The following is an 18,248-nucleotide window of genomic DNA, read 5'->3' as shown; positions in this document are numbered from 1 at the left end:
ACGGAGAAAACATGTTCAGTCATGTAATGATCGGTTCAAACGACATCGAACGGTCGAAACGGTTCTATGACGCCGTGCTCGCAACACTCGGGGCCGGCGAACCGCTGTATAACAAGGCCCATTCGGGCCACGCCCGGCTGTTTTACCGGCACGACGGCAGCATCCTCTGCATCACCGAGCCGATCAACGGCGAAGCGGCGACGCATGCGAACGGCGGCACCATCGCCTTCAAATGCGGCTCGCTGGAGCAAGTGCAAAAATTTTACGATACGGCGCTAGGCGCTGGCGGCAACGCCTGCGAAGACCCGCCAGGTCAGCGCGACACCAGCCTGGGCCCGATGAACCTGGCTTATGTGCGTGATCCGGACGGCAACAAGCTCTGCGCGATTCACCGGACCGAATAAGCCGGTGCGACCGGCGCCCCGGCTCAGCCGATATCGAACACCCACACCAGCCCGGTGAGCGCCATCAGCATGACCATCCATGTTCCGGCCGCCACCAGCGTCGTGTTTTCCGACGGTGGCGGCCCGTAGCGGTTCGGGCCCGCGTCGCCCGGGCGCACCAGCAGGAACCCGACCAGCAGCAGATTGATCGGCGCCAGCAGCAGAATCAGCGCCCACCACCCCGGCTGCGCCAGGTCGCGCAGGCGCCGCAGCGTCATCACTGCCAGCACGACCGCCAAGGCAAGCCCCATCGACATGGCCAGCACGCCCAGCACAAGGGGCCGTTCGGCCAGGACCCGCCCGCCACCCAGGAGCGACACCAGCACCAGGATGACTGGCACCGTGGCATACACCAGGTACCGCAAGCGGCCGATGCGCCCGCGTGCGTCGAACCAGGTGGGCGTATAGGTGTCGCCGTGCTCTTGCACCGGCGTGAGGTCCGATTCCGGCGGCGCGTAGGGATTATTCATCTTTTTCCTCCCGTGGCATCGGCTGCGTCGCCCTGCGTTCCCGGCAGCGGTATGTGGTAATACGCCGTGACCACGCTACTGATCCACCTTTGCTGAAATTTCAAATAGGTCGGCAAGGTCAGAAACACGGCGACCGGAAACACCCAGGCGGCAATTACCAGCAGCCAGGTGTTGGGTACCGGCGGCAAGCCGTACTGGTTCGCCCCGCCGTCGCCCGGTCCCAACACCGGCCGCACCCAGAACAGCACATTTACCAGCGGCACCAGATGCAGCAAGCCCCACCAGCCGGAATGGCCCATGTCATTCATGCGACGGCCGGTCGTGACCAATATCACGGCCAGCAAGGGGATGGCCATGACCAGCGCCAGCATGCTTGCCAGCGGACCGATTTTCATCAGTCCCTCCACCATCAGGGCAGTGGCGGCCATCAGCACGCCCGTCGACAGCGACAGATACACCAGGTAGCGCACGCGTCCGATGCGTCCCGTCGTGGCCAGCATGCGCGGCACGTACGTTGGTTCGACCGGCATGGCCGCGAGCATGTTGGTGGCGGGTGCGGCGTACGGATTATTCATCGATTCTCCATCAATATGGTCGTCGGCCCGCTTGCGCTCATCGCCAGATCGGCGTCAGGTGCGGCGGCGGAGCGCCGTTCTGCATGCCTGGCAGCGCCATCGGAAAGTAAGCGGCAGCGACGATGGTGCTCCAGCGGTACTGCATTTTCATAAAGGTGGGCAAGGACAGCAGCATGGCAAGCGGAATCACGCACGCTGCCAGCACGAGTTGCCAGCCGTTGGACGGCGGCGGCAAGCCGTAGGCGTTCTCGCCGGGGTTGCCAGCCTCCAGCAGCGGCCACAAGCCCGCCACCAGATTGACGAACGGAATTAAACCCAGCACGCTCCACCAGCCGGAATGCCCCAGGTCATTCAGGCGCCGGCGCGTCATCACGCACAGCATACCCAGCAAGGGGATCAGCATCAGCAGCGCCAGCGTGCTCACCGGAGCGCCGATCGGCATCAGTGCGGCCACCATCAGCATGGTGGCAGCGATCAGCAAGCTCGTCAACAGCGACACATACAGCAGATAGCGCACGCGCCCGATGCGCCCGTGCAGGGCCAGCAGGCGCGGCGTGCAGCGCGCCTGCACCGGCCCGGCGTGCAGCGCGCCTGCACCGGCCCGGCGAGGAACATGTCGGCGCCCGGCGGCGCGTAGGGATTGTTCATTGTTCAGTCCAAAAAATGATGGGTGAGGCATCGCGCGGCCCGCCCGGCGCCGGCGGCGTGGCGGCCTGCGGTGCCAGGTAAGGATTGCCCATCTTCATCTTCATCAATATCCGGCAAGGTCCGTGCCCTGCGCATCAGCTTAACTCAGGCACAGGGTGCTTGCCACGCCGGTCTCGCAATCCACATCGATCAGGCGGCCAGCCTGGTCGAACACCAGCAGGCGCCCGTCGTGAAAGCTGAAGCGCCCCGAACTGTGCTGCGGCAGCACGATGCGCGCCCGCTCCACGCCATCGTTCAAACTGACGATGCGGCAGCACATCGACCTTTCCTCCTCGCCGACGAGGACCAGCCATTTGCCGTCGATAAGTACCTTGGACGGCGCGCTCAATCCCAGCGCGACCGGCGGCAGCGCCGGCAAGCCGTGCTGCTTCACCAGAATCTGCTCGGAAACCCGGTCGATGCTCACCAGGAACGGCGCCGCCCCCGACGGGCCGGGAAGCATGCGCATGCCCTCGCTCCAGGCGATATCGTTCCACCAGTCGCGCTGGCGCAGATGCCGGCCCGGCTGCTGGTACGACCATTGCTCGAACCCGTCGGGTACCCGCAGCAGGATCGTCAGCGCGCCGGCCCGGTCGGCATAGCCGTCGATCACGCCGGGCAGGCTGGCGACCTGCCACACGATACTCTGATGCTGCGCGGTGGTGTCGAGCACCGCCAGGCGCCGCTCCATGGCCACGTTCCAGGACACCCCATCGTACTGGCCGGACCAGTGCTGCAGTTCCAGCGTCAGCCAGTCCGACACGCTGCCGCTGATCAGGTCGAGCCGGCTGACCCGGTATTTGCGGTCGCGCTTGACCAGGGCCAGCGCGCGCTTGCCATTGTGCGAGATCACCAGATGCTCGGCCGGCACCGGATAGTGGGCCAGCTGGCGCCCGTCGCGCCCGATCCGCACCACGCCGCCTTCGCCCAACGCCAGCAGGTACTGGCCGTCCGGCAGGCTGCGCGCGTACTGGATCGGCATCAGGCCGCGTTCGTCCATGCTCAGGACCAGCGGCTCGCCGCGCGCATTGAGCGGCATCACGTCGATGTCGGGCCTGGTTGAAAACACGGGCAGGTCGGCGCTGAGCACCGCGCTGCCGGCCAGCTCGGCCAGCTGCACCAGCGCCTTCTTGTCGAGCCGGCTCAAGCCTTCAATCCGGTCCGGCAGCACCTTGCGCAGCAGCGCCGCGGCCACGCGTTTGGAGGACGCCGACGCCGGCGTGGTGTCGAGCAGCGCCATCGCCAGACGTGCGCGCAGCTGCACGCCGTCCTCGCCTGGCGCGGTCAATACCGTGTTGATGGCCGCCGCGCTGCTGCGCAGTGTGCCCGGCATCAGCGCCAGTTTGCGCGCCAGCGCCTGCATTCCCAGGGTGCCGCCACTGCGTTCAGCCTGCACCAGGCAAGCCAGCGCCAGCGAGTGATGCTGCGGCAAGGGCCAGATGGCATCGATCGCTTCGGCCAGGTCGCCGCGCGCGGCCAGGTATTCGGCCCAGTGGCGCCGCAGCGGCGCCGCGTGCTCGCTGTTGCGGCTTTCCAGCAGGCGCACGGCGGCGTCGAAGTCGTTGTGCAGGCGCGCCACCTGGACCGCGCGCTCGATGTCGCCGGCCAGCACCCACAGGCGCACCGCCACCGCCGGCGCCAGTTCCACGGTGGCGGCCAGTTGCGCCGCCTGCAAATAGCGCTCCTTCTTTTCCAGGTAGGTCACCGCTTCCAGGCCGCATTGCAGCAGCTCGGCCAGTACATAGACGGCTTCGTCGATGCGGCCCTCGCGGTCGAGCTGCTCGAAGCTGCGCCGGTAGGTGGCGCGCAGCTGCGCCGACAGATCGCTGTCCAGGCCGATCGCCGGCGCGGCCGGGCTGGGACCGCTGATGGTCAGGCTGGTGCGCGGGCGCGGCGTGCCCAGCGCCGGGCGTGCCGCCCCGCCGCCGATGGCGTCGATCGGCACCGCGTGGCGCAGCGCTTGCGCCAGGTCGCCGTTGGCGAACATGTCCAGCATGTTTTGCAGATAATCGGCCTGGCGCCGGCCCAGCAGCTTGGACAAGCGGGTCGCCGACGCGAGCCGCAGCGCCCAGTCGGACAGCAGGCGCGATAAGGGGCCTGGCGGGGCCTGGCGCGCCTGCCCTGTTTCACCGCCGGCTGCAGCCGGTTTCACGCCGAACCAGCGTGCCAGCGAGCCGATGACGGCATCGGCGACGGCGACGCCGAGCGGCGCGCTACGCTCGCGCCGGGCGCCGTGCATGGGCTGTGCGGCCTCGCGCTGGAAGGCGATGCTCTCGGCGCTGCGCTCAGGCATGGCCGCGCCCAGCACCTCTTGCAGCGACATCGGCTGCGCCATGGCTTCCGGGGCCGGCGCGCGCGGCGGTGCCAGCGGCACGCGCAGCGCAACCGACCCAAGCGCCAGCCACGGGGACGGATCGACGCGCGCCTCCGGCACGGCCGCCTGCGCCACGCCGGCGCGCACCAGCCAGTACGCGCCGGCCGGCAGCGCGGCCAGTTCGGCGTCGCTCAGGGGTGCGCTGCTGAGCACTTCACCGACCTGGCACAAGGCCAGCGCGTCGAGTGCGTCAACATGCTCCCAGCGCGGCGCGGGCCAAGCCAGCAGGAAGCCGCCGCAGGCCTGGAACAGTTGCGAGCCGGCCTGCCAGTGCGCCAGCACGCGCCGGCGCGCTTCGATTTCGCCCAGCAGGGCCAGGTCGAACCACAGTGCGCGCACTTCGCGGCGGCCGCTGAACAGGGGTTGGCGTATTTCAAGGTGCATCGGGTACTCCATCGGGTATGACGTGCAGCAGCGCTTGTTCGTCGTGCAGGTGGCGCACGAACAGCTCGTGCGTGCCGCTCAATATCCAGCAAAACCGGTCGCTGGCCGGGTCCAGCGTGACTTGGGCAATCGGCGCCGTGGTCGTAAGCACCACACGGCGCTCTGTTTCGCCACGCAGCTCCACGCAGCGCCGACTCGGATCGAGCACCAGCAGCGCCAGTTCCGCCCAATCGGCCGGCTCGCTGCGGGTGACGCCAATCACCGTGGCGCCATCATCGATCTCGACATTGCATTGCTCTTTCCCTTGCCCCAGCAGCCACGTTGTTTCCTTGATCGCGGCAGCGATCCGCCACAACCGGGGCTCCTTGCCGACGCCGATATCACCGAACAGCACGCGCGTCGACAGCCCTGAAAAAACGAATGCCTCGCGCGGGCTCACAGCACCGTCGCGATAGCACTCCAAGGTCGTACAACTGTCTTCAATGCGTGCCCATACCAGCGTGTCGCGGGTCTGGACGACACCAACCACGCCAGTGGCAATCACCTCGAAGACGGTATTGGCATCGGCCGTACCGACCGCGCTCCAGCACACCAGCCGGCCCACCGCATCGAGGACAAAAACCCGTCCGCCAGTGTCGTGCGTGTTCATATGGAACGTCGGTAGCCGCTGTCCCGTTCCAAGCGGCGTCGTGAATTGTTCAGGTGGCGGAAGCGGGCATTCGCGCGCGTGAAAAGCACCGTAAAACTGGTTGAACCACACCCTATGTTTAGAGCAAGAAACAGTGCAACCCAAGGCGGTCAGGCCGATCACGCTTCCCTTTTTTGGACGACGTTGCCGACGTGGAGCGATAGGCCCCTCGCGCGCGCCATCGGCCACCTGAAAATGCAGACAGCCGCCATCGGCGCGGGCCGTGACGACGCTGTGGCCGCCCAGCAAAAAAATCGGTGGATGCTTGAGCGAGGGCGTATCGTGCCCACCAATGCGGTCGCGCATTTTGTCCAGCCGCGCATTTCCCGGATGGCGCATCAGGCGCACCGCGCTGGCCGGATCGGGCAAGTCCAGCATCAGCTGGCGCGCCCTGCCCTGCTGCGTAATGGTCACCTGCAGGCGCTCGTCGAGCAGCGGCTGTTCGATGCTGGCGCGCGCCGTCATCCGGTGCAACACGCCGGCGCCGGGGCCGTCGATCTGCCATATGTCGGCCAGCAGGTCGACCTGGGCCAAGTAGCGATTCCAGCCATCGCGCTCGGCGCTGCCGACACGCGCCACGGTGCGCGCGTTCATCAAGCGGTCCAGGGCCGGCTGGTCGCAGTCGGCGTGCAGCGGCCCGGGTGTTTGCAGGATGCCCCATTCGAAGCTGGCGCCGTCGAGCTGCGCGCGCCGCGCCAGCAGGATGAACAGCGCCATCTGCACCAGGCGCGGTTCGCCCAGTTGCTCGGGGCCGGCGTCGAACAGCGCCACGCACACGCGCGCGCGGCGCTGCACTTGCGGCTCGGGCGCGGAAAACAGCAGCTCGTTGGAGGCCGCCCGGCGGATGAATTCGTCCGGCGCGACATCAAGCACTCCCCATTCGCTTAGCAGCAGACGCTCGTAGGGACCGCGCCGGGCAATGCTGCCCACGCCGGCGGGGATATCGTCCGCACTGGCCGCCACGCCCGCCATGCGGCCCACCAAAGGCTGCAGGCGCAGCAGCATCTGCCCGAGCGGCGCCACCAGGTCGAACGGCAGCAGCGAGAGCCACGCGCTCCACGGCGCCAGTTGCGGCGGCAGCATCATGCGGCGCCCCGCTCTGGCGCTGATGCCACATGCAGCAACACCTCGCTGCCATGCAATGCGCGCACGCTCAATTCGCGGCTATCGGTCAGCCAGCACAGACGCTCGCCCGTGGGGTCGAGCACCAGCTGGGCAATCGGCTGTTCGGACTGCAGGACCACCTGGTTCCCGCTTGCGCTACGCAGGTCCACCGTGCGGCGGTCGGCGCTGAGCACCAGCAGCGCCGGTGTGGTGCAAGCTTGCGGCGCCATGCGCGCCACGCCCATCACCGTGGCCCCGTCGTTGATCATGAGTGGGATAGTCACCTTGAAGTTGTCGTCGACCAGCAGCCAGTGCTGGTCGCTGCGCTGCAAGGCATACAGCCAGCTCGCGCGCTGCCGTGCTGGCGCCGGCGCGCCGAACAGCACACGCATGGCTTCCATTGGAAACTCGGCGATCTCAGTCGGTTCCTCCTCCTTGGCACCGATGGCATATATCGTGGTGCGGTTCGCCGCACTGGTGGCGTAGAGCAGCGTGCGATCGTACTGGATGGCGCCTGTCACCCCCTCATCCACTTGATGAAAGCGGGTGCGGCCCAAGTGCTCCGGCGAGCAAGCCGTCCAACACCCCAGCTTCCCGCCGAGATCGCGCATGAACACGCGCGCACCGACACTGCTGCGCGAGTAATCGATCAGGAAAAACGTCGGCAGCCAGCACCCGGTCTCTGACGGCATCCGGAACTGGTCCGGACGTCGACGCATGACGGTGCGCGGAGGACCGAATTCCCTGCCGGGAAAACGCACAAACGTCAGGGAACTACCCGATATTTCAACCATGGCGGGCATTTTGCCAGCGAGGACGACACCCAAAACAGACGCGCGCGGCTTGGCGTGGTAGCGGCGCGGTTTGCCCGGCTGCGCCGCAGCGGAAGCCGGCACATGATGCAGCACGACGCCACCCTTTTCCCTGGCTGCGGCGAGCCAGGTGCCGGACAAGCCGAACACCGGTGCCTGCTTCAGCGACAACATATCGTCCACCCGGCGTTTCCCTTGCGGCGGAGGATCGAACGGATGGCGCAGCAAGCGCGCGCCGATGCCGGGCGCCGGCAACTCCAGCAGCAGTTCACGGGTCGCGCGGCGCTGCGTGATGCTCACCTTCAGGCCCGCATCGAACAGCGGCGCTTCGATGTTCACGCGCGCGCCGGTACGCGCCAGCGCGCCGCAGCCGGACGCCCCGATCTGCCACACTTCGTCCGTCTCGCCGAGCGAGCCAAGCTCCTCGTTCCAGCGCTTCAGGTGAGCCGCGTCGACCCGCGTGAGCGTGCGCGCGTCCAGCCATGCGCGCAGTTTGCGCGACTTGGCATGCAGCGTGGGCGGCGCTTGCAGGACGCCCCACTGGAAATCGGCGCCAGCCTCCCCGGCGCGGCGCGCCAGCAGGATCATCAGCGCCATCTGCACCAGACGCGGCTCGCCCAGCTGCTCCGGGCCGGCGTCGAACAGTGCCACGCACAGGCGCGCACGGCGCTGCACCTGCGGCTCGGGCGCCGAAAACAGCAGTTCATTAGCGGACGCGCGGCGGATGAATTCGTCCGGCGCGGCGTCAAGCACCGCCCATTCGCTCAGCAGCAGCCGCTGGTACGGCCCGCGCCGCGCGATGCTGCCCGCCCCCACCGGAATGGTATCCGGACTCGCGGCCACGCCCGTCATGCGGCCGACCAGGGGCTGCAGGCGCAGCAGCATCTGGCCGAGCGGCTCGGCCATCTCGAGCGGCACCAGCGCCAGCCATTCGCTCCATGGCGCCAGTTGCGGCGGCAGCGTCATTATTCGAGTTCCTGGCCGAGCCACGCCAGGCTGGCGCGGTTGACCGCGATCGGCTGGCCGATGGGCAGCACTTGTTCAGGATCGTTCCACAGCAGGAAAGGCAGGCTGGCGCCGCGCGCGGACAGGTTGGCCAGCACCAGGTCGAGCGGCAGTTGCGGCACCACGTCGGTGGGCAGCCACAGCATGCGCTGGAGCGGGTCCGGGGCGCAGTAGCGCGCGCCGTCGACCCACGGCAGCGCCGCGCCGCGTCCGAGCAGCACCAGCATGTCGCGCGTGGCGACCGCCGTCAGCGCGTCCAGCTGGGCGTCGCTGCACAGGGCCAGGCGTGCCAGCACCTGGCGCATCACCATCCCTTGCGACACCTGCCCGCCCGGCTCCGGCGCGGCGCCGGGCCGCGCGATCCATCCCAGCGCGTTCATCAGGCTGACTGCACGGCCACCACCAGCTGCGCGCGGCGCGCCGACAGTTCCGGCGGCAGGCTGTCCTTGCCGAAATTGGCGTCGATTTCGCGCAGCAGCGCTTCGGCTTCGCCGCGAAAGGTCTCGCCGCGCGCGGCGCCGAGCAGCCGGTCGGCCGTTTCGGCCAGGCGCGCGATGCGGGCCAGCGGCTGCTGCACGGCCGTTTCCACCACGGCCTGCAAGAGCGGATGGCGCGCCTCGGCCAGCAGCTCGCGCAGGGTTTCGCGCGCGCTTTGCTGGCCGGCGGCGCTTGGCACCACGTACACCAGCGGCCACAGGTCGGCGCGGGTAGCGACATTGCGCCCGGCCAGCACGGCGGCCGCCGCGATCAGTTGCTGGGCCTTGACGATGCGCCGGTCCGACAAGTTGATCTGCGCCTTGCGCAACTGCCGGATCGCGTGCGCCAGGTCGGCGCGCACCGTCCCCATATCCACATTCGGCACCGCTGCGTGCAGCGCGTCCAGGGTCGCCATGTCGGCGCGCACGCCGACATGGCGCTGGCCGACCGCCCAGCCGCCGGCCAGCAGGTCTTCCAGGCGCGCGTCGGGCACAGCGTCGACGAACACGTGCAGCAAAAAGCGGTCGGCAAAGGCGGACAGGCTGTCGTCGTCCGGCAGCGCGTTCGAGGCCGCCACGCACAGGCGCAGCGGACAGGCGATGTTGGTATGGCCACGGCGGAACTGGCGCTCGTTGAGCACCCCCAGCAGCGTGTTCAGGATGGCGGTCGAGCCGAGGAACACTTCATCGAGAAAGGCGATGTCGGCCTCGGGCAGCATGCCGCTGACGTCCGTTTCGACCAGACCCTCGCGCAGCTTGCCCAGGTTGACCGCGCCGAACAGCTCCGACGGCTCGGTAAAGCGCCCCAGCAGGTATTCGAAATAGCGTCCGCCCAGGCTCTGGGCCACACGGCGCACCACGGCGCTCTTGGCGGTGCCCGGCGGGCCAATCACCAGCAGGTGTTCCTGCGCCACGGCGGCCAGGATCATCAGTTCGGCCAGATGTTCGCGGTTGATCAGGCCATCGGCCGCTTCGCGGATGGCGTCGCGCAGGCTGGCTGCGGCTTGGTTGACTGGGGTGCTCATGGGCGTGTGGTTGGGCGGCTGGGCTCGTGCACGCGTCGGTGCTGCAGGAACTTTTGTTGCCTAGATTTAAGAGTTGCAATTATACCAAACGCCCCACGGCAAGTTTGTTGTTTTACGGCACTAATTTGCCCGACTGCCGCGCACGCTGAAGCGGGTGGTTGCCACCACCTTGTCCTGCGCGTCCACCAGCGCCAGTTCATGCTCGCCCGCCACCGGCTGCCAGGCGTGACCCGCGCTGGCCGCGCCCAGCGCCACGCCATCGAGCCGCCACGCCAGCCCGGCCGCACCCTGGGCGCGGAACACCACCCGCTCCCGCCCCGCCGGAATATCCGGATCGATGGCGATCACGCTGGCCTGGCCGGGATACAGAATGGCGGCGCGGCGCTGCTCCGCCCCCAAGAGCGTCACCTGCGCGCTTTCGGTGCCGCGCACGAACCACTCCCTGCGCGGCGCCTCGAACGCCGGCTGGTAGCCGACCACCTGCTGCACCAGCCCTGGCGGCGCGGCCGGGGCGCGGCTCGGCGTTTGCCGGTGCAGGAAGTCCATCACGTCGCGCCACACCGGGGCCGCCCCGGTCACGCCGGATACGTCCCACATCGGGCTGCCGTCGAAATTGCCGACCCAGACCGCCACCGTGTATTTTTCCGAATAGCCGACGCACCAGTTGTCGCGCATGTCCTTGCTGGTGCCGGTCTTGACCGCGCTCCAGAATGCGGTGGCCAGTTCGTTGCGCAAGCCGAAGGTGAGGCTGCGCGCGGCCCGGTCCGACAAGATATCGCCGATGATGAAACTCGTCCGCGCATCGAGCACCCGTGTCTTGGTTTGCGCCGCGCGCGCCTGCAAGGTGACGCCGCCATGCAGGCCGCCATTGGCCAGCGTGCGGTAGGCGTTGGCCAGTTCGAGCAGCGACACGTCGCCCGACCCCAGCGCCAGCGAATAGCCGTAAAACTCGGCCGGCTCCGAGAGGCTGGCCATGCCGAGCGCGCGCAGGCGGCCGTGAAAGCGCTCCAGTCCCGTGAGCTGGAGCATGCGCACCGCGGGCACGTTGAGCGAACTGGCAAGGCTGGTGCGGGTGCTGACCCAGCCCTTGAACTGGCGGTCGTAATTCTGCGGCACGTAAGGCCCGGCGGCGGTGGCGATTTCGAGCGGCGAGTCGTCCTGCAGCGAGGCGGCCGTGATCCAGCCGCGTTCCATCGCCAGTTGGTACAGGAAGGGTTTGAGGGTGGAGCCGGCCTGGCGCAGCGCCAGCACGCCGTCGACTTCACTGGCGCCGCCATTGGCTACGTAAGCGACGATCTCGCCGCTGTCGTTATCGAGCACCACCAGCGCGCCTTGCGTCACGTTGCGCTCGCGCAGGGCCGCCAGATGCTGGCGCAGGCTGTCCTGGGCCTGGCGCTGCAAGGCCGCGTCGAGCGTGCTGCGCACCTGGCGCGCCGCGCCCTTGAGCAGGCGCTGGGCTACCTGCGGCGCCTGCGCTTGCGGTGCGCCGACAGCCGAGCGGGTCAACGCCGCCGCCACGTCCCATTCGATGCCGGCGCAACTGGCGGCCGGGTTGATTTCTTTGGCCAGCACGCAGGCGCGCTGCGCCACCACGCGCGGCGCCGCCGACGGCGCGCGCAACAGGCTCGCCAGGATCGCCGACTCGGCCTGGTTCAGTCCCGACGGCGCCTTGCCGAACAGCCCGCGGGAGGCCGCGCCGATGCCTTGCAGCTCGCCGCGAAACGGCACCAGGTTCAGGTAGGCTTCCATGATCTGGGCCTTGCTCCAGCCGGATTCCAGCTCGCGCGCGGCCCTGGCCTGGTCCCATTTCTGGCCCCAGCTGCGACCGCCCGCGCTGGCGCGCAGGCGTTCGTCGAGCAGCGCCGCAAGCTGCATCGTGATGGTCGACGCGCCGCGCGCACGGGTGCGCAGCAGGTTGTCCCAGGCGGCCTTGCCGAGCGCGCCCACGTCCACTCCGTCGTGCTGCATGAAGCGGCGGTCTTCGGCGTGCACCAGCGCCAGGCGCATGGCTGGCGAAATATCGGCCAGGCCCACCCACGGCGCGCGCCGCAGCGTCATGTCGGTGCGCAGCGACTGGATCGGCACGCCGTGGCGGTCGAGCAGTTCGGCGTCCGACGAGCGGTAAGCCGCCTTCACCTGCTCGGGCGTGGGCACGGCCAGCGCGTTGGCGCACGCCAGCAACAGCAGCGCGGCGATGCGTCGCATCAGCGCCCCACCTCGACCGCCGCGTTGGGCAATTCACCCGCCAGTTCGGGGCTGTACAGCGCTTCGACCCGGGTCGGCGGCAGGTTGAAGCGGCCCTGGTTATTCAGCCGCACCGTGTAGCCGATACTCCATTTGCCTTTCGGGACAAAGTCGTAATACGCGCGGAAGGCGTCGAAGGTGCGTTCCTCGAACACCGGCTGCAACGACGCGCTCGGGCTTTCGGCGGCGGGCAAGGTCTGGGCATCGCGTCCCAGGCCGTTGCCGAGCAGCGTGGCGCTGGCCGGAATCGGGTCGTCCAGCGCCACCCAGGTCATGTCGGCCTGGGCTTCGATGTCGAGCCGCACGCGGTAGCTGTCGCCGCGCGACCAGGCGCCTTTGACCTTCTGTTCGAGCGGCGTGATGGTCTTGACGATCCGGTAGCCGTTCGCCAGCGGGGCCTTGAGTTCGACCGCGGCCAGGCTTTGCACGATGGCCCATGGTTTGCCGCCGCCGTTGTGGGACAGGAGCAGATCCTGCTGGCCCGCGCCCCACGGGTGGTTGATCACGGAGACGCCGCGCGCGTTCCAGTTGGCTTCCTTGACGGTGTTGCCGAGGCGCGCACTGCTGCTGCCGTCGACCGCGTCCGGCTCGAACTTGCGCGAGAACTTCTCCAGCGCCAGCACGCCCCAGGCGTTGGCCAGGGTCGAACCCCAGCGCCCTTTCTGCTGGCGCCCCAGGGTGCCGCGCGCGAGGCGTCCCATGTCGCCCTGCCAGGCCGCATCGTCGATTACGGCCAGCAGCAGGCGGTTGGCGTTGGTGTCGGGCGAGGCCATGATCCACCACCAGTTGTCATTCTTTTCGGTCGAAAACGACAGGCTCGCACCCTGCAGGTTCAGGCGCGCGCGCAGCACCTGCTGCAGTTGCGCCAGTTTGGCGTCGCGCTGCGCCAGCGCGGGGCTGCGCTGCAGGATCAGGTACCAGTCGATGACGGCCGACGTCGGCCACTGGTTCGGTTCGATGGTGAACGATTCGAGCAGCTCGGGCGCCACCGGGCGCGTGCGCGACAGCGCCTCCAGCGCGGCGATCTTGCGCACCGCGGTATCGACGCGGGCCGTGCGCGCGCTGCGCACCACGCGTCCCTGGACGAACTGGCGCAAGCCCTCTTCCATGCGTTCCCTGAGCGCCGGCGCGATCGGCAGGCCGGCTTCGGCGCTGACCGACAGCAGGTAGGCGGTCAGGCTGTCGCTGCCCTGGGTCTGGGTTGGGTAGTACTTGGCCAGGCCATCGGCATCGAGCTGTGACGGCAAGGCCGCCGCCAGCTTGTTCCACAGAGCCGCGTCGCGCAGGGCCACGGCGCGCGAGACATCCTGCTCGACGCCGCGGTACTGGTAGGCGCTCATGTAATCGCGCACGGCGGGCAGGCTCTCGCCCAGGCGCGCCACGAAGGTCGCGCGCACGCCGCCCTGACCAAGCAAGGCGTCCGGCGGCGACTGTACTTTCAGCGTTTGCGGCTGGTCCAGGCGCACCAGGGTGGACTGGACGGTGCGCACCGGGACTGCCGGCAGCACCTTCTGGCTCACGCGCAGCTGGTCGGCACCACCGGTGCTGCGGGCGTCGATGGTCCACGCGAGCGCACTGGCGCCGGCCGGCACCTGATAATCCCAGCCGGCTTCCTGCGCCTGACCGGCGGCCAGGGTCAGGCTCTGGCGCGCCAGCGCCTTGGCGGCGCCGCCGTCGGCAGCCACGCTGGCGCCGAAATCGACCGTCAACGCGGCGTCGGTCGTGTTACGCAAGGTGAAGCCGGCGCGCAGGCGGTCACCCGCACGCACTACCGACGGCAAGCCCGGCACCACGATCAGGTCCTGGCTGCTGCGGATCTCGGTCGAGCCGGTGCCGAACATGCCGCTGCCGCCGCTGGCCACGGCCACGATGCGAAACGACGTGAGCGTGTCGTTCAGAGCAAGCGGCACGCGCGCCTCGCCCTTCGCGTCGAGGACAACGCGCGGTTTCCACAACAGCAGCGTGTCGAACAGCTCGCGGCTGCCCTTGCCGCCGCCACCGCCGGCCGGCAGCGCCTTGCGCCCGAAGTGGCGCTTGCCGACCACCTGCATCTGCGCGGTCGAGGTTTCCACCTGCAGCACGCGTTCCTGCATCATCGCGTTGAGCAAACGCCAGCTATTGTTGGGCATCAGTTCGAGCAGGCCCGTATCGACCGCCGCCAGCGCCACTTCGGTGCCGGCAGGCGCCGGCGAGCCATCGGCGCGCGTGACTTTCAGGGTCACGGTGCCTTTCTCGCGCACCTTGTAATCCTGCTTGTCGGTGGACACAAGCACCTTCAGTTCGTGCGCGCTCCAGCCCACTTTCACCGGCGCGATGCCGAGCTTGTAGGACGGTTTGCCCAGATCGACCATGGCGGTGGGCTGCACGCCGGCCACGCGGCCGCGCACCACCATCGCCGACACGAACACATTGGGCGCGTACTTGCCCAGCATGGGGATGGTGAAGGCCGGCTCCTTGCCATCCAGGCGCCGCACGTAGGTGTCGAGGATGCCCTCGCGTTCGACCGTGATCAGCACGGTGGCGTCGCGGAACGGGCTGCGCACCTGGAAGGTGGCATCCTGGCCCGGTTCGTAGCGTTTGGCCGATGGCAGCAAATCGATGCGGTCGTTATCGCCGGCCCGGTACCACCATTCGCCGCCGCCGGCCACCCACACGTCGCGCTGGCTGACGGCGGCGCGCTGCTGGCCGTCGACGACGCGCGCGCGCAGCACCAGGTTGCCGTCCGCCGATGTCTTGACCGTGCAGCGCAGCAGGCCCCTGGCGTTGGTGCGGCCCTGGCAGGCCGGCCCGATGCGCGTAATTTCGCTGCTGTTCTCGTAAGCGTAAAAGCCGCCGATCAGGCGCCGCCGGTGGGAATAGTTCAGGCGCTGGAACAGGTCGACGTCGACCGCGGCATTGGCCGCCGGCTTGCCGTCGACGCCGAGCACCACCACCTCGAAGGCGACGCTGTCCTTGCTGTCGTTCCAGTCGTCCGGCTTGATGCCGACCACGTACGACGACGGCCACAGCGCGATCCGGGTCGACGACGACAGGGTCTCGCCGTTGGCGTCCTGGTAGGACACTTCGGCCACCAGGTCGCGCGCGCGGTCGCCCACGGGCAGCTGGTCGATCTTCACGCGCGCGCCGCCGGCCTTGTCGAGCACCAGCGCGCGGGTACGGATGTCGGCGGCCTTGACCGCGCCTTCGGCGTCGTCGTCAGCGGCATCCTCGTCGTAGCCGGCTTCGTGCTGCACGCCTTCGCGCACGTCGCCGGCGCCCAGGTTATAGTCGTCGTAGCCTTCGAACCAGACCACCTTTTCCTCGGTCAGGGTGCGCAGCTTGACCGGCGCCTTGCCGGCCACGCCGCCGGCCAGGTAGCCGACCTGCAAATCGAGATCGAACGAGGTGGCGCCGATCAGCGGCGTGGCCGGGCCGTTCAGCAGCGCCTTCATGGTCGGCACGCGGAACTGCTCGACGCGGAAGGTGCCGGCCAGCTGGCCCGCGATCTTGACCTCGTACACCCCCAGTTTGGCGCCGGCGGGAATGACCCACTCGTTATCGGCGGTGCCGGTGGCGTTCCAGCGCAGCGGCAGCTCGTAGCTGCCGTCGCCGCCCTGGTGCGCGATGGTCACGGTGGTGGCGCGCGCTTCGGGGCCTTTGGATTCAAACTCGATGCCGCGCGAAGCGTGGCGGCGCAGGAAGTGCTTCATGTGCACCGTTTCGCCGGCGCGCAGCAAGGTGCGGTCGAATACGGTGGCGACGATGGTGGTGCTCTGCGAGGGGTTGAACGGCAGGTTGAAGCGCCACGATTCGATCCCGTTCTGCCAGTTCGACAGGGTGAAGGTGTAATCGGCGCCGCTGCGGGCGCTGATGAACAGGCTGTTGTTGCCTTTGCAGACGCCGCGCGAAAGCGGCTTGTCGATGCGTGCCACGCCGCTGGCGTCGGCCACGCCCTGCCACAGCAGTTTCCCGTTGCAATCGCGCACCGCGACGGCCGCCTTGGGCACCGGACGGCCCTTGTCGAGCGAGGTGACCCACACCAGCGACGAATCGGCGCCATGCTTGAAGTGGGCCGCCATATTGGTCACCAGGGCGGCCGCACTGACGTAGGCCCTGGTGTTTTTTGCATCGAACAGGGCCACGCCCAGCTTGGGGCTTTCCAGTTCGACGACGTAAAAACCCGGCTTGGGCAGCGGGATGCCGATCACCTCGAACGCACGTCCGCCGCCCGGCGCCGGCAAGGAAAACGGCTCCGGCTTGCCGCTTTTCAGGCCGGCGAAGACCGATTTTTTCAACTCGTCGCCCGACAGTTCGCCGACCTGCCAGCCGTTGCCGGCCAGGCGCTTCATCCACGCCATCACGTCGAGGTCCTGGCGCTCGCCCTGCACGTCGACGCGCAGCATGGCACCGGCGCTGCGCAGTTTTCCGGACAGCCTGGCTTCGATGTTGCGCACCGTGACCGGCAGCAGGCGCTCGGTGCGCGCTTCGATGATGCCGAAACGGGCCGGGAACTTGAGTAGCGGCGGCAGCGTATCGATCGCGATCGTCATCGGGAACTGGCCCTGGTTGACCAGGGCGCGGCCGGCGTCGTCCTTCATCGTCGGCGGCAGCGCCAGTTGCAGGCTGCTTTTCTCGGCGAACGGGCCGCGGAAGTACACGTTGCTGACCGGGGCGCCGCGCGCCGTGTCGCCATCCCAGGTGGGACGATACTGTTTTCCGTCGGCGCCGGTGAGCGTGATTTTGTCGGCCTCGGCGCGCGTGACCGGTTCGGTGAAGGACAGGCGCAGCGGCGTGAGCGGAATGCACGGCCCCTTGGCGGTCAGGTAATCGCAGCTGAAGTGCGCGGTAAAGTCGCGCCGGGTGGTAAAGCCGAGCGCCTGGTCGGCACTGGAGGCCACGCCGCCCAGGCCCTCGATGCCGGCGGCCCAGACCAGCGACACGCTAGCCCCGGCCGGCAGGCTGCGCTTGCATTGCACCAGCGCCAGCGGCAAGTCGTCCTTGCCCTTGGGCGCCGTGCCGCCGCGCTGCACGTAGTCCTTGATATAGCGGTCCACATAGCTTTTGCGCGCGGCCAGTACCTGGTCGCGTTCGGCCCCGGCCAGCACGCGCACGCCGATCCGTTCGTTGATGCCTTCCACGCCGCAGTACGCCTTGGCGGCGATGCTGGCCGGGCGCGCCGGCGCGTCGAGCGCCAGCACGAAAACCTGCTGCTCGTCGACCCGGTTGCCCTGGCGCGGGCTGCTTTCGCGCACGCTTGGCCCGCCGGTTTCAAAAGCGAAGCGCGCCGTGCCGGCCAGGGGCTGGGCCGCCAGGTCGCGCGTGTCGGCCTTGAGGGTGAAGCTGCAGCGCACGCCGGGCGGCACATCGCGCGCGAAATCGTAGCTCCAGATGCGCGCGTCGATCCAGCGCCCGCTGCCCGGCTCCGCGCAATCGATGGCGAACGGATCGCCCAGGCGCTGGTCGCCGAAGGCCACCATGGGGGCGCTGAAGCGCGCCGTCACCTGGCGCACCGCTTTCACCGGGCCGGTGGGCGCGAACGCTTCGATGGTGGTCTGCGCCTGCGCCGCCAGCGACAGGCAGGCCAGAGGCAGCAGGATCAATCGTTTGGACGGGGCGCGCATGGTTTCTCCAGGAAGGGCGGTAGCCAATCCTGGGGCCGCACGGCGCGGGCAGGCTTGGCGGGAATCAAGACAGGCGGCGAGTGTTGCAAACATCCCAGGGGCTGTCAACAACATTACTCTTTTGATACGCGTCATGACGGATGCCGGAAGTCATCCAGTACCGTTACGCCGCTATCACCCGCCTGACCGAATGTCATTCCCCCCCGGATTGAATCGTCATCCTCCACGCCCATCCACGAACCACAGATCATGCACCAGATGCATGTTATCGGGCTGCCCGCCCGCTCGAAGCGTAGCGCCGCCGCGTCTCGTCCCGTGCCGGCGAAGATCCGCTGCGATTGCCGGGATCCGTTCCGACGCG

11 protein-coding genes are annotated in these 18,248 nt (G+C 68.5%); 1 reads left to right on the top strand and 10 read right to left on the bottom strand.

What is annotated here, in order from left to right:
* The first annotated feature begins 11 nt into the window (after nucleotides 1-11).
* A complete protein-coding gene (locus RBA41_RS24255) occupies nucleotides 12-404 on the top strand; it encodes a VOC family protein (protein ID WP_306626806.1) in 393 nt (130 codons plus the stop codon).
* Between the two features lie 23 nt (nucleotides 405-427).
* Here RBA41_RS24255 and RBA41_RS24250 read toward each other — a convergent pair whose 3' ends face one another.
* The 10 genes from RBA41_RS24250 to RBA41_RS24205 form a co-directional block, all read right to left on the bottom strand.
* Nucleotides 428-913 (bottom strand): DUF805 domain-containing protein, encoded by a 486-nt coding sequence (locus RBA41_RS24250; RefSeq protein WP_306626805.1) that lies wholly within the window; start codon nucleotides 911-913, stop codon nucleotides 428-430.
* Nucleotides 910-1,488, bottom strand: coding sequence for a DUF805 domain-containing protein (locus RBA41_RS24245; protein WP_306626804.1), 579 nt, complete (start codon nucleotides 1,486-1,488; stop codon nucleotides 910-912). Before RBA41_RS24245 ends, RBA41_RS24250 begins: the two co-directional genes overlap by 4 nt.
* A 37-nt stretch (nucleotides 1,489-1,525) precedes the next feature.
* Nucleotides 1,526-2,059, bottom strand: a complete 534-nt coding sequence (locus tag RBA41_RS24240; protein WP_306626803.1) for a DUF805 domain-containing protein — start codon at nucleotides 2,057-2,059, stop codon at nucleotides 1,526-1,528.
* Nucleotides 2,060-2,275: 216 nt separating this feature from the next.
* Entirely contained in the window at nucleotides 2,276-4,933 is a 2,658-nt protein-coding gene (locus RBA41_RS24235; RefSeq protein ID WP_306626802.1) for a bpX6 domain-containing protein, read from the bottom strand.
* A complete protein-coding gene (locus tag RBA41_RS24230) occupies nucleotides 4,923-6,707 on the bottom strand; it encodes a hypothetical protein (RefSeq protein WP_306626801.1) in 1,785 nt (594 codons plus the stop codon). The genes RBA41_RS24235 and RBA41_RS24230 overlap by 11 nt, the downstream gene beginning before the upstream one ends.
* Entirely contained in the window at nucleotides 6,704-8,503 is a 1,800-nt protein-coding gene (locus tag RBA41_RS24225) for a hypothetical protein (RefSeq protein ID WP_306626800.1), read from the bottom strand. Before RBA41_RS24225 ends, RBA41_RS24230 begins: the two co-directional genes overlap by 4 nt.
* Nucleotides 8,503-8,922 (bottom strand): bpX5 domain-containing protein, encoded by a 420-nt coding sequence (locus RBA41_RS24220; protein ID WP_306626799.1) that lies wholly within the window; start codon nucleotides 8,920-8,922, stop codon nucleotides 8,503-8,505. The genes RBA41_RS24225 and RBA41_RS24220 overlap by 1 nt, the downstream gene beginning before the upstream one ends.
* Nucleotides 8,922-10,043 (bottom strand): AAA family ATPase, encoded by a 1,122-nt coding sequence (locus RBA41_RS24215; protein ID WP_306626798.1) that lies wholly within the window; start codon nucleotides 10,041-10,043, stop codon nucleotides 8,922-8,924. The genes RBA41_RS24220 and RBA41_RS24215 overlap by 1 nt, the downstream gene beginning before the upstream one ends.
* A 120-nt stretch (nucleotides 10,044-10,163) precedes the next feature.
* Nucleotides 10,164-12,248 carry a penicillin-binding protein 1C gene (pbpC, locus tag RBA41_RS24210; protein ID WP_306626797.1) on the bottom strand — a complete coding sequence of 695 codons (2,085 nt, stop codon included), beginning with the start codon at nucleotides 12,246-12,248 and terminating at the stop codon, nucleotides 10,164-10,166.
* Nucleotides 12,248-17,887 carry an alpha-2-macroglobulin family protein gene (locus RBA41_RS24205; RefSeq protein ID WP_306626796.1) on the bottom strand — a complete coding sequence of 1,880 codons (5,640 nt, stop codon included), beginning with the start codon at nucleotides 17,885-17,887 and terminating at the stop codon, nucleotides 12,248-12,250. The genes pbpC and RBA41_RS24205 overlap by 1 nt, the downstream gene beginning before the upstream one ends.
* Between the last annotated feature and the right edge of the window lie 361 nt (nucleotides 17,888-18,248).

Source organism: Massilia scottii (genome assembly GCF_030846495.1).
GTDB classification, from domain to species: Bacteria; Pseudomonadota; Gammaproteobacteria; order Burkholderiales; family Burkholderiaceae_D; genus Telluria_A; species Telluria_A violaceinigra.
The sequence above is the reverse complement of the archived record's forward strand: the minus strand, read 5'-3'. Positions and strand labels throughout refer to the sequence as shown.

Excerpts from the sequence above, each read along its gene's own strand:
- RBA41_RS24255 (WP_306626806.1), top strand. The coding sequence starts at position 12 with ATGTTCAGTCATGTAATGATCGGTTCAAACGACATCGAACGGTCGAAA.
- RBA41_RS24235 (WP_306626802.1), bottom strand. The coding sequence starts at position 4,933 with ATGCACCTTGAAATACGCCAACCCCTGTTCAGCGGCCGCCGCGAAGTG.
- RBA41_RS24225 (WP_306626800.1), bottom strand. The coding sequence starts at position 8,503 with ATGACGCTGCCGCCGCAACTGGCGCCATGGAGCGAATGGCTGGCGCTG.
- RBA41_RS24220 (WP_306626799.1), bottom strand. The coding sequence starts at position 8,922 with ATGAACGCGCTGGGATGGATCGCGCGGCCCGGCGCCGCGCCGGAGCCG.
- RBA41_RS24245 (WP_306626804.1), bottom strand. The coding sequence starts at position 1,488 with ATGAATAATCCGTACGCCGCACCCGCCACCAACATGCTCGCGGCCATG.
- RBA41_RS24250 (WP_306626805.1), bottom strand. The coding sequence starts at position 913 with ATGAATAATCCCTACGCGCCGCCGGAATCGGACCTCACGCCGGTGCAA.
- RBA41_RS24230 (WP_306626801.1), bottom strand. The coding sequence starts at position 6,707 with ATGATGCTGCCGCCGCAACTGGCGCCGTGGAGCGCGTGGCTCTCGCTG.
- pbpC (WP_306626797.1), bottom strand. The coding sequence starts at position 12,248 with ATGCGACGCATCGCCGCGCTGCTGTTGCTGGCGTGCGCCAACGCGCTG.
- RBA41_RS24205 (WP_306626796.1), bottom strand. The coding sequence starts at position 17,887 with ATGCGCGCCCCGTCCAAACGATTGATCCTGCTGCCTCTGGCCTGCCTG.
- RBA41_RS24215 (WP_306626798.1), bottom strand. The coding sequence starts at position 10,043 with ATGAGCACCCCAGTCAACCAAGCCGCAGCCAGCCTGCGCGACGCCATC.